11 protein-coding genes are annotated in these 16,098 nt (G+C 66.9%); 5 read left to right on the top strand and 6 right to left on the bottom strand.

Features of this window, described 5'->3' with window-relative positions; translation table 11 throughout:
- Positions 1 to 56: 56 nt before the first annotated feature.
- The 4 genes from AC1PLA_RS16995 (at position 57) to AC1PLA_RS16980 (ending at position 4,023) form a co-directional block, all read left to right on the top strand.
- On the top strand, positions 57 to 758 hold the full coding sequence (locus tag AC1PLA_RS16995; RefSeq protein ID WP_016904741.1) for a response regulator: 702 nt from the start codon (positions 57 to 59) through the stop codon (positions 756 to 758).
- The gene (locus AC1PLA_RS16990) at positions 751 to 2,136 is read left to right on the top strand and encodes a sensor histidine kinase (protein WP_039510483.1); all 1,386 of its coding nucleotides are present in this window, start codon (positions 751 to 753) and stop codon (positions 2,134 to 2,136) included. Before AC1PLA_RS16995 ends, AC1PLA_RS16990 begins: the two co-directional genes overlap by 8 nt.
- Positions 2,136 to 3,185 (top strand): ABC transporter substrate-binding protein, encoded by a 1,050-nt coding sequence (locus AC1PLA_RS16985; protein WP_047127218.1) that lies wholly within the window; start codon positions 2,136 to 2,138, stop codon positions 3,183 to 3,185. Before AC1PLA_RS16990 ends, AC1PLA_RS16985 begins: the two co-directional genes overlap by 1 nt.
- Before the next feature lie 199 nt (positions 3,186 to 3,384).
- Positions 3,385 to 4,023 (top strand): response regulator, encoded by a 639-nt coding sequence (locus AC1PLA_RS16980; RefSeq protein WP_024938967.1) that lies wholly within the window; start codon positions 3,385 to 3,387, stop codon positions 4,021 to 4,023.
- A 106-nt stretch (positions 4,024 to 4,129) separates the two neighbouring features.
- Here the strand turns inward: AC1PLA_RS16980 and AC1PLA_RS16975 are convergent, their stop codons facing one another.
- Together AC1PLA_RS16975 and AC1PLA_RS16970 are read right to left on the bottom strand one after the other, a co-directional pair.
- Positions 4,130 to 5,200, bottom strand: coding sequence for an aldo/keto reductase (locus AC1PLA_RS16975; protein WP_481104999.1), 1,071 nt, complete (start codon positions 5,198 to 5,200; stop codon positions 4,130 to 4,132).
- Between the two features lie 946 nt (positions 5,201 to 6,146).
- Positions 6,147 to 8,267, bottom strand: a complete 2,121-nt coding sequence (locus tag AC1PLA_RS16970; protein WP_481104998.1) for a TonB-dependent receptor — start codon at positions 8,265 to 8,267, stop codon at positions 6,147 to 6,149.
- A gap of 365 nt (positions 8,268 to 8,632) precedes the next feature.
- Between AC1PLA_RS16970 and AC1PLA_RS16965 the strand changes: the two genes are divergently transcribed.
- Entirely contained in the window at positions 8,633 to 9,535 is a 903-nt protein-coding gene (locus tag AC1PLA_RS16965) for a LysR family transcriptional regulator (protein WP_026064333.1), read from the top strand.
- On the opposite strand, the gene AC1PLA_RS16960 is transcribed toward AC1PLA_RS16965, so the two are convergent.
- The 4 genes from AC1PLA_RS16960 to AC1PLA_RS16945 form a co-directional block, all read right to left on the bottom strand.
- A complete protein-coding gene (locus tag AC1PLA_RS16960) occupies positions 9,527 to 10,306 on the bottom strand; it encodes a substrate-binding domain-containing protein (RefSeq protein WP_481104997.1) in 780 nt (259 codons plus the stop codon). The two genes, AC1PLA_RS16965 and AC1PLA_RS16960, sit on opposite strands and share 9 nt — an antisense overlap.
- Positions 10,303 to 11,652: a tricarballylate/proton symporter TcuC gene (gene tcuC, locus AC1PLA_RS16955; RefSeq protein WP_481106221.1), complete on the bottom strand. Its 1,350-nt coding sequence runs from the start codon at positions 11,650 to 11,652 to the stop codon at positions 10,303 to 10,305. Before tcuC ends, AC1PLA_RS16960 begins: the two co-directional genes overlap by 4 nt.
- 314 nt (positions 11,653 to 11,966) lie before the next feature.
- Positions 11,967 to 14,615, bottom strand: coding sequence for a hybrid sensor histidine kinase/response regulator (locus tag AC1PLA_RS16950; protein WP_481106220.1), 2,649 nt, complete (start codon positions 14,613 to 14,615; stop codon positions 11,967 to 11,969).
- 202 nt (positions 14,616 to 14,817) lie between these two features.
- Complete coding sequence (locus AC1PLA_RS16945) at positions 14,818 to 15,990, bottom strand: OprO/OprP family phosphate-selective porin (RefSeq protein WP_481104996.1); 1,173 nt, start codon at positions 15,988 to 15,990, stop codon at positions 14,818 to 14,820.
- Positions 15,991 to 16,098 lie beyond the last annotated feature (108 nt).

The raw sequence follows: 16,098 nt of genomic DNA, 5'->3' as shown, positions 1-16,098 counted from the left end.
CGGCCGCGGCCAACCGCTGTTCCGATTCCCGATTCCCCATTCTCGATTCCCCGCCCATGCGCCTGCTGCTAGTCGAAGACAACGCCGATCTCGCCGATGCCATCGTGCGGCGCATGCGCCGTAGCGGGCATGCGGTGGATTGGCAGTCCGATGGCCTGGCGGCGGCGAGTGTGCTGCGCTATCAGAGCTTCGATCTGGTGGTGCTGGATATCGGCCTGCCCAAGCTGGATGGACTGCGCGTGCTGGCCGGGATGCGCGAGCGTGGCGATACCACGCCGGTGCTGATGCTGACCGCGCGCGACGGCATCGAAGACCGCGTGCAGGCACTGGATGTCGGGGCCGACGACTACCTGGGCAAGCCGTTCGATTTCCGCGAGTTCGAGGCGCGTTGCCGGGTGCTGCTGCGGCGCAATCGCGGGCAGGCCAGCGAGGTGGTGCAGATCGGCGGGTTCGTGTTCGACAACGCCGCGCACACGCTGGTGCTGGACGGGGTGCCGATCGAGTTGCCCAATCGCGAATACCGCCTGTTCGAGATCCTGATCGGGCGCCTGGGCCATGTGGTGGGAAAGGACGAGATCGGCAACGGCTTGTTCGGTTTCGACGACGATGCCGGGCCGAATGCGATCGAGCTGTATGTCGGCCGCCTGCGTCGCAAGCTGGCGGGCGCGCCGTTGCGCATCGTCACCGTGCGCGGCGCCGGCTACAAGCTCGAAGAAGCCGATCCGCATGCGCCGGTGGAGCCGGGCGTCGATGGCTGAGCCGCGCATGGTGGCACCGTCGATCCGGCGCACTTTGCTGCTGTATCTGGGCAGCCTGTCGGTGCTGGGCGCGGTGGTGCTGTTCTTTGCCGCACGCGACTACGGCGAGCGGGCCGCCAACCGCTCCTACGACCACCTGCTGGTGTCCTCGGCCCTGTCGATCGTCGACAGCGTGGCGCTGGTCGGCGGCGACTGGCAGGTGGACCTGCCGTATGCCTCGCTGGACCTGCTCGGCATGGCACCGGAAGACCGCGTGTTCTACCGCGTGTTCGATGCGCAAGGCCGCACCATCACCGGCGAAGAGAGCTTGCCGTTGCCGGCGCGCGCGCCCGGCGACGAGCGCCCGGTGCTGTTCGATGCCGACTACAGCGGCGAGCCGGTGCGCTTTGCGGTGGTGATGCATCGGGTGGCATCGGCCTCCGGGCAGGGCGAGGTGCGCGTGCAGGTCGGTCAGACCCGGCGCGCGCGCGATGCGGTGGCACGCGATGTGGTGCTCAACGCACTGGTGGCGATCGGCGTGCTGTCGCTGCTCGCCCTGGGCCTGGTGTGGCTGGGCGTGTATCGCGCCCTGCGCCCGTTGCAGCGTATCGAGCGCGACCTGTCGCGGCGCGAGCCCTCCGACCTGAAACCGCTCAGCGTGCCGGCGCCGCAGGAAATGCAGTTGATGGTGACCGCGCTCAACCGCTTCATGGCGCGGCTGTCGTCCAGCAACGAAACCCTGCGCGCCTTCATGGCCGAAGCCGCGCACCAGATGCGCACGCCGCTGGCCGCCTTGCGCGCGCAGGCGCAGCTGGCGATGGACGACGACGACCCGCGCGAGATGCAACGCAGCCTGGTGGCGATCGAGCGCAATGCCAGCCATATGAGCCGGCTGCTCAATCAATTGCTCAGCGACGCCAGCGTGATCCACCGCGCCAACCTGCAGCGCTTTGCCACCGTGGACCTGGCCGAAGTGCTGCACCAGGCCTTGCACGAGGCCTTGCCGCGCAGCGACGGCGCACCGCGCGTGCACCTGGCGATCGACCCGCAACCGGCACTGCTGCGCGGCGATGCATTGCTGCTGCGCGAGGCGCTGAAGAACCTGATCGACAACGCCTGCAAATACGGTGCCGGGGCGCCGTTGCAGGTGGCGCTCACCAGCGACGGCAGCCATCACGTGCTGACCATCGCCGATCACGGCCCCGGCATTCCCGCCGCCGAAGCCGAGCGCGTGTTCGAGCGTTTCGTCCGCGGGCCGGATGCGCCGGCCGGCGGCGCGGGGCTGGGGCTGGCCATCGTCAAGCGCGTGGTCGAAGCGCACGGCGGGCGCATCGATCTGAGCAACCGCGTCGGTGGTGGGCTGATCGCCTCGTTGCATTTTCCTGGAGGGACGCGGTGATGCGCGTGCTGTTGCTGATGGTGGTCTTGCTGGCGCCGGTTGTTGCGCGTGCCGCGCCCGGCGATGTGCGGGTGTTTCCTGCGCACGGCCCGAAACAGGCGCAATTACGCGTGCAAGGCTCCACCGATCTGGAAGTGTTCGGTGCGGTCATCCAGGACTACCAGCGCCTGCATCCGGGCACCGAGGTGATCTACGAGGACGTGATCGCCTGGGACATCTACGAGCGCTATCTGCATCCGGGCAAGGCCACGGCTGCCGCCGACATGCTGATCAGCGCCAGCATGGACTTGCAGACCAAGTTGGTGAACGACGGCCACGCGCTCGCGCATCGCTCCGCGCAGACCGAAGCGCTGCCGGCGTGGGCGCAGTGGCGGCATGAAGTGTTCGGCATCAGCTACGAGCCGGTGGCGATCGTCTACAACACACGCAAGCTGGCGGCCGCGCGGGTGCCGCGCACGCGCCGGCAGTTGCTGGCCTTGCTGCGCGCGCCCGACGCGCCGCTGCGCGGCCGGGTTGGCACCTACGATGTCGAGCGTAGCGGCGTGGGCTATCTGTTTGCCACCCAGGACGGGCAGGTCGGCAGCATTGCCGGCGCGTTGCTGGCCGCGTTGGGGGCCAACCAGGTCAGGCTGGAAGAACGCACCGGCACCTTGCTCGACCGCGTCAGCCGTGGCGAGCTGCTGCTGGCCTACAACGTGCTCGGCTCCTACGCGCAGACGCGCATCGACGCCGGCGCCCCGCTGGGCATCGTGCAGCCGCAGGACTACACGCTGGTAGCCTTGCGCACTGCGGTGATCCCCAGGACTGCACCGCACGCGCCGGAGGCACGCAGGTTCCTGGATTACCTGCTCTCGCCACGCGGCCAGCAGGTGCTCTCGCGCGAGGCGCGGCTGATGCCGATCCTGCCGGCCGCCGGCGGCCGTGGCGGCTCGGCGCAGCCGCCGTTCCGGCCGATCCCGCTCGGCCCCGGCCTGCTGGTGTATCTGGACAAGCTCAAACGCCGGCAGTTCCTGGATGCCTGGCGGGCCAGCACGCAGCCGCCGCGCTAGGCGAGCGCGACGACCTGCGCGAACGGCTTGCATGCCGGCGCGGCGCGCGCCGCCGCCCTCGGCGTGCGGGGTGTGGGGTGTGGGGGCGGCGATTTCCACGCCCATGCTGGCTGCCCGACAGGCCCGGTGCCTGCGCAGCGAGCCAGGGATGGATGCCCGGGCGCGGGAAACCGACACAGCCATGTGCCAGACTTGGCGCATGGCCGATCTCACCATCCTCGTCGCCGACGACCACCCGTTGTTCCGTGCCGCCGTGATCCATGTGCTGCAGCAGACCCTGCCGCAAGCCGATGTGGTGGAGGCCTCCAGCGCCGCCACGCTGAGCGCCATGCTGCGCTCGCACCCACAGGCCGAGCTGGTGCTGCTGGACTTGGCGATGCCGGGCGCACGCGGCTTCTCGGCGCTGTTGCACGTGCGTGGCGAGCATCCGGATATCCCGGTGGTGGTGATCTCCTCCAACGATCACCCACGCGTGATCCGGCGCGCACAGCAGTTCGGCGCGGCCGGCTTCATTCCCAAATCCACCCCGGCCGAATCGATCGGCACCGCGGTGGCCAGCGTGCTGGAGGGCGGCACCTGGTTCCCGCCGATGACTGCCGAGCGCTCGGAGGCCGACGCGCAACTGGCCTCCAAGCTCGCCCAGCTCACCCCGCAACAGTTCCGCGTGCTGCTGAGCCTGGCCGATGGCCTGCTCAACAAGCAGATCGCGCACGAACTCGGGCTGGCCGAGAACACCGTCAAGGTACACGTCACCGCGATCCTGAAGAAGCTGGATTGCTACAGCCGCACGCAGGCGGCAGTGCTGGTCAAGGCGCTGGAGCCGGAAGGCGAGGGCTGATCGCTCCGGCAAACGCCTTGCGGAGTCCGGTCAGCGCCGGATTGCGGCGAGCAGGCGCGGTGCAGCGGTGGCGCGCAGATTCTTGCCCATCTGCACTCCGCTCTGGTCAGCTGCGCAGCTGCAGCTTGTGCGTCCCGTAGATGAGCTGCTGCGCCATCGGCCGGCCGATAAAGCGTTCCGGGAAGATCGGCGCCAGCGCGCTGATCCGATCCAGCCGAGCCAGGTGTTCATCGCTCAAGACAATTTGCAGCGCACCGAAGTTGTCCTCGGCCTGCTGCAGCGTGCGCGCGCCCATCACCGGCGAGACCACGGCCGGATTGCGCAAGGTCCAGGCCAGTGCCACCTGCGAGCGCGAGGCGCCCAGTTCCTCGGCGACCGCACCGACCGCATCGGCGATCTCCAGCGAGCGTGCGTTGAGATGTCCGGTCGAGGCGATCACGCCCTTGCGGCTGGTCGAAACCTCGGCTGCGTTGTCGTCGGAGAGATCGGCGCGGCTGTACTTGCCGGTCAGGATGCCACCGCCCAGCGGCGACCATGGCAACACGCCCAGGCCCAGCTCGCGTGCCATCGGCAGCAACTCGTGTTCGACGCTGCGCTCGACCAGGCTGTATTCGATCTGCAGCGCCACCAGCGGCGACCAGCCACGCAGGTCGGCCAATGTCTGCAACTGCGCCACCCGCCAGGCCGGGGTGTTGCAGATGCCGAGGTAAAGCACCTTGCCCGATTGCACCAGATGCTCCAGCCCGCGCATCACTTCCTCCGGCGAGGTGGTGAAATCCCAGGCGTGCAGATACAGCAGGTCGATGCGGTCGGTGTCGAGCTGGCGCAGGCTGGTCTCCACCGAGCGGATCAGGTTGAGGCGATGGTTGCCGCCGGCGTTGATGTTGTCCGGATCGCGCGCCATGGTGAATTTGGTGGCCAGCACGAAGCGCTCGCGGCGGTGCTTGAGCAGCGCGCCGAGGATGCGCTCGGAGCCGCCGTTGGTGTAGTTGACTGCGGTATCGATGAAATTGCCGCCGCGGTCGGCATACGCATCGAAGATGCGCCTGGCTTCGTTGGCGTCCGCGCCCCAGCCCCAGGCTTCGCCGAAGGTCATGGTGCCCAGCGACAGCGGCGAAACGCGCAGGCCGGAGCGGCCGAGCAGGCGATAGTGGTCCAGCGACAGTGTCTGACTCATGCGGTGTGTCTCCCGGTAGTGGCGTTGTGCGTGTTGCGATGCACTGTGCCGCGGGCCGCCGGGTCGGCGTGAGCCTGGTGATCTGGCATCCTTGCCCGATCGTCCGGATCGTCAACTCGGCATCGTCACGTAGGGATGCGTGCTCCTGGGGCGCGATTGAGCGACCAAGACGCTGATGTCTGCGACTTCGCTGCAGGGCCCTTGCCCGCCCACCCTCGTGGGACACGCCGCAAGTACGTCCCTGTAGGCTCTTACGCGGCATCCATGCCGCGTAAGGTCCCGCGACGGTGGGCGGGCAAGGACCTGTTGGGATAGTCGGTGTGCATGGTGCAATCAATGCACGTGCATGTTGTTCGGATGATCTGCGGGCTGGCTGCAGGGCCCTTGCCCGCCCACCCTCGCGGGACACGCCGCAAGTACGTCCTTGTAGGCTCTTACGCAGCATCCATGCCGCGTAAGGTCCCGCGACGGTCGGCGGGCAAGGACCTGTCGGGATAGTCGGTGTGCGTGGTGCAAGCAATGCACGATGCATGTTGTCCGGATGGTCTGCGGGCTGGCTGCAGGGCCCTTGCCCGCCCACCATCGCAGGACACGCCGCAAGTACGTCCATGTAGGCTCTTACGCGGCATCCATGCCGCGTAAGGTCCCGCGACGGTGGACGGGCAAGGACCAGTCGAGTTGATTGGTGCGCATGGCTTGCAATAAAACAGCCAGCAAACTGTCTTGTGCGGTGTCCTTGCCGCTTGCGGGGCCGTGTGGCGGCATGGACGCCGCCACCGAGCCTCCACGGACGGATTCACGGCGTGTCCCGCGGGCGGCGAGGGCACCGCGCCCTCGACCGCCTAGGCTGTTGATTGCACCTAACGACGCGAGGACTTGGCATACATGCGCAGCAGCACGCTTGCACAGGCGTATCCCGCGCGCTGCTGACAATCACGCCACGCCATCAGAAATCCAGCGAATAGCCCAGCGTGATGGTGCGGCCGCGCCCGGCGAAGTAGCGTAGCGGTTCGACCAGGGCCGATTGCGAGTAGTAGGTGATGTACTGCTTGTCGAACAGGTTGGACACACCCATGCGCACTGCGCCACGCGGCAACGCGTAGTTGAACGTCGCATCCACCAGCGTGTAGCCACTGAAGCGCTTGTCGGCCTCGTCGAAGGATTGGCTGAAGGCATGCTGGGCCTGCACGAACGAGGAGAGCTTCGGCGTCCACTGCGCCGACCACGAGGCAATCACCCGATTGGGTGCCACGTTGAGCCCATCCAGGCGTGCGTCCAGCTGCCCATCGTTGTCGCTGTCATAGCGGCCACGGGTGTAGGCGTAGGACAGGCGCAGGCGATGCGCTGCATCCAGGCGATAGCCCAGGCTGGCGTCCACGCCCTGCACGCGGGTCTTTTCGCGGCTCATCATGAAGGCGCCGTTGATCGGCACCACGCGTGTGCCCAGGTCCGAGTTGGACTGGAAGTAGCTCAGGTCCGCATCGACGGCGCCGCGTGTGAGGCGGGTGCCCGCTTCCACGCTCTTGGTCAGGATCGGCTCCAGCGTGCTCAGGCTGGCCACGCGCGTGCCCGGCGTGTTGATCGCGCGCAGCACGCGGCCCACGTCCGGCATGCCGAAGCCTTCGGAATAGCTGGTGAAAAAGCTCACACCCTCGAGCGGCGTATAGACCAGGCCGGTGTTGTAGAGGGTCTGGTTGAAGTCGAGCGTGCCACCTTCGACAGCGACCCGGTTGTAGCGCCACAGCGTCTGGTAGCTGTCGATCTGCAACTCGGCTTCTTCGCGGCGCACGCCGGCGTGCAGGGTCAGCGTGGGCAGCAGCTTGTATTCGCCCTGCACGAACAGCGACAGATTGCGGTAGTCCGACTCGGGCACATAGGTACGCCCGGTGCCGTACAGATCCTGCTTGCCGGTGTCGGCCAGCAGGTCGACGCCGCCGGTGAGCTTGAGCCGGCTGTCGAGCAGGTCGTCCCTGGTCAGGGTGATCTTGCTGCCCCACTTGGAGGCGACCGAACGCGATTGGTCGTACAAGGTGCCGACCGGGGCGATGCGCGGGTCCTGAAACGTGGACGAGTTGTCGGCACCGAACAGCCCTTCGAATTCCTGGTTGAACACCATCGCGCTCAGTTGCATGCCGGCCAGATCGTCATGGGTGTACGACAGGCTGGAGGTCAGCACATCGTTCCAGGGCGCGGTGCCCTGCGGGGTGCCGCGCACCGAGCTGGTGGGCAGGCCTTGCGCGCGGTTGCCGGCGACGCCGACGTAGTCGTTGTCGTTCTTGATGCGGTAGCGGTTGACGCTGACGCTCAGGCGCTGGGTGTCGGTGAGCGCGTAGCCAAGCTTGGCCAGCACGTCGTAGCTCTTGGACGTCATCAGGTCGCCCTGGGTGTTGTCGGCGCCGATCGGCCGGCCTTGTCCATCCACATACAGGCCCTGGTCGCTGTAGCTGGCCGAGAACAGGTAATCGAGCTTGTCCGAGCGGCCGTCCACGCGGTAGCGGGTCTCGACGCTGGTGGTTTCCGCACGCGTTTCGGAGCTGGGCGCGGTGGCTTGCACGTCGATGTGCTGGTTCAACGAGCCGTCCTGCGGGCGCCGGGTGATGATGTTGATGGTGCCGCCGGTGGCGCCCAGGCCGTTGATGGCATTGGCGCCCTGGATGACTTCGATGCGCTCGACCATCGCATAGTCGATGGTGTGCGCCTCGCGTCCGGTGGGGCGGATCGGATTGGACTGCGGCACGCCGTCGATCAGGATCAGCGGCGTGCGCCCGCGCAGGGTTTCGCCGCTGCCATTCATCTTGCCGCGGCTGGGCGTGTACGAGGGAACCAGGTTGGCGAGCACGTCGGAGGAGTTGCTGGAGATCGTCAGCTGCTGCTGGATCTGCGCCTTGTCGATGATCAACACCGTCTGCGGCGATTCGGCCACGGTCATGTTGGAGCGCGAAGCGGCGACCACCACGGTGTCCAGCGTGTCGGTGACGTCCGATTGCGCGGACGCGGTGGCAGAGGCGAGCAGGCAGAGCGTGGCAACGAACGGCATGCCGGCCGATCCGGAGACGGGAGATTTCATCGGGCAAGGAACTCCAAGGCGCGGTCGGCACAGACGCAGCACGTGCACGGCAACGCGAAAGGTGAAGATTAAATGGGAATCATTATCGCCATTCTAGCAGGCACGAGCGCCGCCACGCTGGGCATGCCGTAGCGTCGCGCGTTGCAAATGCGCGCGTTGGCAGCATCGCGGCGATGCCCGAACCATGCGCCGCGCGTGCAGGTATCACCTGCGTCGGAAACAGGCCTATGCAGTCCTGCGGCGATGACCGCCTGCACGAATGTTGCAAGCCGCGCGCGCCGCATCTGCACGCGTCTGCGCACGCAGCGCAGCAGGCAACTGTCTATGCTATGGCGACCGCCATCGAACATCGCAGCCGCGGCATCGTGACCATCAAATTCGACCTCAACGATCTACAGGCATTCCGTGCCGTTGCCGAAAACGGCAGCTTCCGCCGCGCTGCCGAACGCATCCGCATCACCCAGCCGGCGCTCAGCCGCCGGATCGACAAGCTCGAGTCGGCGTTGAACGTCAAGTTGTTCGAGCGCACCACGCGCAAGGTCGCGCTCACCACGGTCGGGCAGGCGTTCATGCCGCAGGTCGAGCGCATGCTCGACGACCTGGACATGGCGCTGATGAGCATCGGCGATGCCGGATCCAGCCGGATGGGCACGGTGACCGTGGCGTGCGTGCCGTCTGCGGCGTATTACTTCATGCCCCAGGCGATTCACGGACTGCATCAGCTGTTTCCGAAGATCCGCATCAGGCTGTTCGATGGCAGCGCCAGTCACGTCAGTGCGGCAGTGGCCTCCGGCGAGGCGGACTTCGGCGTCAGCTTCAGCGGTAACCTGGCACCGGAGGTCGAGTTCGAGCCACTGCTGCAGGAGCGCTATGTGATTGCCTGCCGCCGGGACCATCCCCTGTCCGGGCGCGAGCAGGTCAGCTGGCAGGAAGCCTATGGCCATGACTACATCACGCTCGACAAGACCTCGGGCAACCGGCTGGTGCTGGATCGGGCGCTGTCTGCATTCACGCCGGAGCAGCCGAGCATCTGCGAAACCCGCCACGTCACTACATTGCTGGGCTTGGTGGAGGCCGGCGTCGGCATTGCCGCCGTTCCTTCGATCGCCATGCCTTCCGGCCCGCATCCGGTGCTGGCCGCGGTGCCGCTGGTCGAACCGGAGGTGTTGCGCAACGTGGGGATCCTCAAACGCCGCGGACGGACGCTGACACCGACCGCGCTCGAACTGGCGGAACTGGTGCGACGGATGCCCGCGCGCTCACGGTGAGACCGGATCCAGGCCGGTCGCGCGCGCGACCGCCTGCGCGTCACCCGACTGCAGGTAGGCAAGCAGGCGCCTGGCCGCTGCGGGATGATCCGCGTTGACCGGCACGCCCGCCGCATAGCGCGTGATCGACTGCAGCGGCTCGGGGATCTTGCCGACAACATCCACGCCTGCCACCGGGAGCAGTTCGGCCACCTGCTGAAAGCCCAGCTGATAACTGCCGTCGGCCACCACCGAGCCCACCGGGATGCGTTCGATCTTGCGGCTCTTGGCCATCATCGGGCCCTGGATCTGCAACTGCTTGAACAGCGTGGTCTCGATGTAGACGCCACTGGCGCTGTCGGAATAGGCAACGGAATCGGCCTGCAGCAACGCGTGTTTGAACTGTTCGACGGTATCGATCTTCGGCTTGGGTGCGCCACTGCGCACCACCATGCCGATGCGGGAATCGGCCAGCTCCACCCGCGATGCCGGGTCCACCAGTCCTGCATCGATCAGTTTCTGCAGTGCGCTGCCCACCATGATCACCACATCGGCATGCTCGCCACGCGCAAGCCGGTTGGGAATGGCTTGCGGCGTCTGTCCCATCGAAGGGCCGTGCAATGTCGCAACCGTCACCCCGGTCTGCCTGCTGTACTGCGGCGCCAGACGTTCGAAGGCGGCAGTGAAACCGCCGGAGGTCATCACGGTCAGATCCTGCGCGGCTGCGGCCGGCGATAGCAGGGCCGTGGCGACAACCGCAGCCAGCAATCCTTTCCAGAGGGCACGCATCATTTCGCCGCTCCCGCAGCCGGATCGAGGCCGGTCGCTGTCGCTGCGTTGCCATGCCGGCGATACAGGAACAGCGTCGCCAACAGCGCGCACACCGATGCGAACACCAGCCAGTACCCAGGGGCCGCCTTGTCGCCGCTGACATGGATCAGCCAGGTCGACATCACCGGCGTAAACCCGCCAAAGACTGCCGTGGCCAGGCTGTAGGCGAGCGAGAAGCCCGCCACCCGCACATGCGCCGGCATCAGTTCGGTGAGCGCGGGAATCATGGCGCCGTTGTAGATGCCGTACAGGAAGGACAGCCACAGCAGCGCCTGCAACATGTGCGCAAAGCTCGGTGCGGATGCAAGGAACGCGAGCACCGGATAGGCGCTCAGTGCGCACACCACCGCCATGGTCACCAGCAACGGCTTGCGGCCGAAGCGGTCGCTGAGCGCGCCGCCGATCGGCAGCCAGAGGAAGTTGGAGATGCCCACCAGCAGCGTCACGATCAATGCGTCGCCGGTGCTGAGCTTGAGCACGCTCTTGCCGAAGGTCGGTGCGTATACGGTGATCAGATAGAACACGGTCGTCGTCAGCGCCACCATCAAGCCGCCGGCAATCACGGTGCCGGCATTGTTCGCCAGCCCGCGCATCACCTGCTTCATCGTCACCCGCTGGGTGCGCTGCGCGAACTCCGCAGTCTCTTCCAGGCGCCGCCGCAGCAAAAAGATGAAGGGGATGATGACGCAACCGATGGCGAAGGGAATCCGCCAGCCCCACTGCGCCAGATCCTGCGGTGGCATCAGCTGGTTGAGCGCATAGCCGATGGCGGCCGCAGCGACGATGGCCACCTGCTGGCTGGCCGACTGCCAACTGGCATAGAAGCCGCGCCGCCCCGGCGTGGCCATCTCGGCCAGATACACCGACACACCGCCCATTTCGGCACCCGCCGAGAAGCCCTGCAGTAGCCGTCCGAGCAGCACCAGTGCCGGTGCCCACAAACCGATGCTGGCATAGCCCGGCACCAGTACGATCAGCACCGTGCCGCTGGCCATGATCGCCAGGGTGACGATCAAGCCCTTGCGACGCCCGACATCGTCGATGTAGGCGCCCAGGATCACCGCGCCCAGTGGGCGCATCAGAAAGCCTGCGCCAAACACCGCAAAGGTCATCATCAGCGAAGCGAATTCATTGCTCGCCGGGAAGAACACCGCGGCGATCTGGGTTGCGTAGAAACCAAACAGGAAAAAGTCGAACTGCTCGAGGAAGTTGCCCGAGGTCACCCTCAGCACCATCCCCAGTTTCGACTGCCGCGTTGCCTCAAGGTTCGAAGTCTGCATAGATCGCCCTCCACGATAGGTATGCACGTGCGTCTGATAGGTGAGGCGATCGATTCTGGTGGAGCGGGCCAGCATTGATAATTGTTGCTTTCTCATCGACTGATGCGCGTTGAACATCAACCACGCCGGAGCAATGCTCGACTCGACTTGGCGGCGATGCGACGAACGTGGCAAGCAGCAGGTGCATGCAGGGAGTCCGCGAGACGTGGGCGTTTATCGATCCAGGGCGTAGAAACGAACGCTGTCTCGAGCTGCCGATGCGCAGATCAGTCTTGAGCGACGCGCGTGCTACCGCTCTGCATCAAGTACGAGGCCGCATGCCGTGCCGGCAGCCGGGCAAACTACCCGCGCCGCAACAACATCTGGGTGACCAGTGCGCGCAGCGCGGGCGGGCGCACCGGCTTGGTCAGGAATCCCCAGCCCAGGTCGAGCGCGTGTTCGCGCAGCGCCGGGTCGGGTTCGGCGGTGACCAGGATCACGCGCGGTTCGCGTTGCCAGCGTTGCACCAACTGCGGCAGCAGCATGGGGCCGTAGTGCTCGCCCATGCGCACATCCAGCAACAGCAGCTCCGGCACCTCGTCGGGGCTAGCGGCGGCCAATGCCTCGTCGGGTCCGCCGGCAAAGTCCACGCGGCATTCCCAGCGTTCCAGCAGGGCACGGCTGGCCTCGCACACGCGCGGGTCGTCGTCCACGCACCACACGCGGCAGCCGTGCAGGATCGGGTCGTTGGCGTTTTCTGCGGTGGTGGTGGTTGGCGGCGGCAATTGCCTGACGATGGCCGCGCGTTCGCCCAGCGGCACGGTTACCGAAAACACGCTGCCGCTGCCCAGCGTGGAACGCAGGCCGATGCGGTGGCCGAGCAGCCGGCCGATGCGCTCGACGATGGCCAGGCCCAGACCGGCGCCGCGATCGTTGGCCACGCCGTCGTCCAGGCGCCGGAATTCTTCGAAGATCTCTTCCTGCAAGGCCTCGGGAATGCCGGGCCCCTGGTCGTGCACCTCGATGCGCAGCCAGCCGCCGCGACGACGGCAACCGATCAGCACCCGCCCGCGCGGGGTGTAGCGGATGGCGTTGGACAGGAAGTTCTGCAGGATGCGCCGCAGCAGGTTTTCATCGCTCAACACCACCGCGGACGTGGGCACCCAATCCAGCACCAGGCCGCGGTCTTCGGCCAGGATGCCGAACTCGCGGGCCAGCGTTTCCAGCAGCGGGGCGATGGCGAAATCGCGCACCTGGGTCTTCAGGCTGCCGGCCTCCAGCCGCGAGATGTCCAGCAGGCTGTTGAGGATGGCGTCCTGCGCGGCGAGTGCGCCTTCGATGTTGTCGACCACGCGCGCGCTGCCGGCCTCGCGCACCTGTCCGCGCAGGACCGAGACGAACATGCGCGCGGCGTTGAGCGGTTGCAGCAGGTCGTGCACGGCCGAGGCGACAAAGCGGGTCTTGTAGCGGTTGGCGCTCTCGGCCTCGCGCTTGGCCGCAGCCAGGTCGCGAGTCCGTTCGGCCACGCGGTGTTCCAGTGCATCGGCCAGCGAGCGCAGCTCGCGCGCGGCGTTCTTGTAACTGGTGATGTCGGCATAGCTGGTGACGAATCCGCCATCGGGCAGCGGATTGCCGCGGATTTCCAGCACGGTGCCGTCTTCCTTCTCGCTCTCGCGCATATGCGGTTTGCCGCTGCGCAGATGATTGAGGCGGCGTTCGATCGCCGCTTCGATCGGCCCTGGTCCGAGCAGGCCGCGGCGTGCGTTGAAGCGGAACAGGTCTTCGATCGGCCGGCCGATCTTCAGCAGTTCGGGCGGGAAGCGGAACAGCTCCACATAGCGCGAATTCCACGCCACCAGATTGAGCGCCTCGTCGATCACCACCACGCCCTGCGGCAGGTGTTCCAGACTGCGGCTCAGACCGGCGTTGGCCTGTTGCGCGGCGGTGACCACGCCATCCTGCGCGGTACGCAGTTCTTCGGCATGTTGTTGCAGCAGTGTCTCCAGCTCGTGCCGGCTGCGCTGGCGCAACGCGGACAGGCGCCGCCGCTGCTGCACGAACAACCACAGCAGCGCCAGCGCCAACCACGCACCGGCCGCGGCAATCGCCGCGGCGCGGCCGGCCGCCGCGCTGGCGCGGGTGTCGTGCAGCAGATGCAGGCGCCAGCCGCTTTCGGGCACCTCCAGGGTCTGCCACAGCACCGGGCCGGCGAGCGGTGGGTCGCTGACCTCGGCCAGCACGCCGCCGTTGCCGGTCTGCTCGATCAACCGGCGCCGCAGCGGCAGCAAGCCCTGGTCGGCGTACTGGCGGGTGCTGCGCAATTCGCTGCGATCGCGCAGGCTCAGCGGGGCCAGCATGCGGTAGCGCCACTGCGGGCGGCTGGCCAGGAACACCACCGCATGCGCGTCGGAGGCCAGCACGATGTCGGGGGTCTGCAGCCACTCGCGTTCCAGCGCGGCCAGCGCGATCTTGATCACCACCACGCCCTGTACCTGGCCATCGGGATCGACAATGGCCTGCGACAGGAAGTAGCCGGGTTCGCTGGTGGTCATGCCGATGCCGTAAAAACTGCCGCTGCCGTTGCTCCGTGCCTGCTGGTAATACGGGCGGAAGGCGTAGTCCACGCCCACGTTGCTGCGCGCTGCGCGCCAGTTGCTGGCAGCCAGCGCGATGCCGTCGTGGTTGATGAGCGTCAGCGTGGAGGATTGGGTGACGTTGTTGGCGCGTTCCAGTTTGCGATTGAGCCGCTCCACCTGCGCGGCCGACAACGGGCCGGAAACGGCCGCGCGCAGTTCCGGGTCCAGCGCCAGGATCTGCGGCAGCGTGCGATAGCGATCGATGCGTTGCTGCAGGGCCTGCGCGTACAGGCGCAGCTGGCGCCGCACGGTGGCGCTTTCCTCGTGCAGGGCGTTCTGTTCGACAAAGTGCCCGGCTGCCAGCATGGCCACCAGCATCCCGCCCAACACGATGGTCAGGGTGAGCAGCAGACGACGGCGTTGCGAGGCGTACATGCCGACAAGTATGGCGGTGCGCCGATGCATCGTGCAGCCATCGCCACCACGGCGCCCCGAAAACGACTGCGGCCGCATCCCCGGAAGGATGCGGCCGCAGGGGCCTGCATGCTGGCTTGAATGGACAGGTTGCCACGTCGAAGCGGTCAACCGAAGCCAACCCGCGGCCGACAAGACCCGGGTCAGCGTTGCGCGATAAGGCTTAGAACTGCACCTGCGCGCGCAGCTCCATCACATGCGGGGTTTCATGCACGCCGTTGCGCGTGGCATCCACCCAGCTGTAGTTGGCCTGCATCTTGAAGTGGCTGGTGAGGTACCAGTTGGCGCCGATGGTGGTGTCGTGCTGGCGGCCGCCGCTGACGCGGTTGTCTTCCAGATCCAGGCGGCTGTAGCGGGCGGTCAGCTCGACCGCGCCGTAATCGTGCGCCGGCTTGATGTTGCCCGGTACGCCGCCGGCATAACTGCGCGACTCGCCGGTCAGCGTCCAGGTGCCATAGAGGTATTGGCCCTGCGCGATGTAATGCGGCAGGTTGTTGTTACGTGCTACCTCGGCGCGCAGCGCTTCGCTCTGCAGCGAGAACGGGCCGTGGATCCACACCGCTTCCACGCCGGCGCGGATCACGTGGTCCACGTCGAGAATGGTGCCGGTGTCGATCAGGCGCACGTCGGTGAGGCCGGCTTCCGGGCGGGCACGCAGGCGCACGCGCGGGCTGAACGACACGCCGCGGCCGTCGCTGAAGCCGCGCGGGTTTTCCACCGAACCGGCCAGGCCCAGGTGCAGCACGTTGCCTTCGGCCTTGAACGGGGTCCAGGCGGCATGCACGGCCTGGGTGGTGCCCGGGTTGTCGCCCTGCAGGTCCTTGCCGCCGTAGGCGCCGGCCTGCAGCAGGTACTGCTGGCGCTCCAGCGTCCATTCCACGCCGGTGCGACGGCCCTGGAACACCGCCTGGATCGGCAGGCCCAGTTCCATGAAGCTGCCGGCACGCGAGCTCTGCACCGCTTCCAGACCCACCGGCACCTTCATGTAGCCCATCCGCACGCGACCGTAGTCCTGGCCGAACAGCGCCTTGGTCTCGACGCGGAAGAACACGTCCAGCCACAGCTTGGACTCGAAGTCGAAATACACCATGGCGTCGTAGACGCCCTTCTTCTTGAGGGTGGCGCCGAATTCCTTGCGGCGGAAGTCGGTGCGGTCTTCCAGGCGGTCGTCGCCGGAGAAGTTGTTGTCGTCGTAGGCATAGTTGCCGGTCAGGCCGAGCTCGGTGCCATCCCCGAAGGTGTATTTGGTGGGCCAGTTTTCCAGCGAGGTGGCCGCATTGGCGGCAGCGGGCGCGGCGGCGATGGCCAACGCGAGAACGAGCGGATTGAGGCGCATAGGTGTGGTCTTCGGCAAGGAGAAGGGGCCGGGCGTCCTGCCATGGCGGTCGCACTGAACAGCTTCAGCAAGCGCGCAGGTTCCGGACGGCCAACAACACAGGAATCG

The sequence above is a fragment of the Xanthomonas sp. NCPPB 1826 genome, assembly GCF_056725285.1.
Note: the sequence above shows the minus strand (reverse complement) of the source record. Positions and strands in the feature narration are given on the sequence as shown.

Excerpts from the sequence above, each read along its gene's own strand:
- AC1PLA_RS16950 (WP_481106220.1), bottom strand. The coding sequence starts at position 14,615 with ATGTACGCCTCGCAACGCCGTCGTCTGCTGCTCACCCTGACCATCGTG.
- AC1PLA_RS16980 (WP_024938967.1), top strand. The coding sequence starts at position 3,385 with ATGGCCGATCTCACCATCCTCGTCGCCGACGACCACCCGTTGTTCCGT.
- AC1PLA_RS16945 (WP_481104996.1), bottom strand. The coding sequence starts at position 15,990 with ATGCGCCTCAATCCGCTCGTTCTCGCGTTGGCCATCGCCGCCGCGCCC.
- AC1PLA_RS16975 (WP_481104999.1), bottom strand. The coding sequence starts at position 5,200 with ATGAGTCAGACACTGTCGCTGGACCACTATCGCCTGCTCGGCCGCTCC.
- AC1PLA_RS16970 (WP_481104998.1), bottom strand. The coding sequence starts at position 8,267 with ATGAAATCTCCCGTCTCCGGATCGGCCGGCATGCCGTTCGTTGCCACG.
- AC1PLA_RS16990 (WP_039510483.1), top strand. The coding sequence starts at position 751 with ATGGCTGAGCCGCGCATGGTGGCACCGTCGATCCGGCGCACTTTGCTG.
- AC1PLA_RS16960 (WP_481104997.1), bottom strand. The coding sequence starts at position 10,306 with ATGATGCGTGCCCTCTGGAAAGGATTGCTGGCTGCGGTTGTCGCCACG.
- AC1PLA_RS16995 (WP_016904741.1), top strand. The coding sequence starts at position 57 with ATGCGCCTGCTGCTAGTCGAAGACAACGCCGATCTCGCCGATGCCATC.
- AC1PLA_RS16985 (WP_047127218.1), top strand. The coding sequence starts at position 2,136 with ATGCGCGTGCTGTTGCTGATGGTGGTCTTGCTGGCGCCGGTTGTTGCG.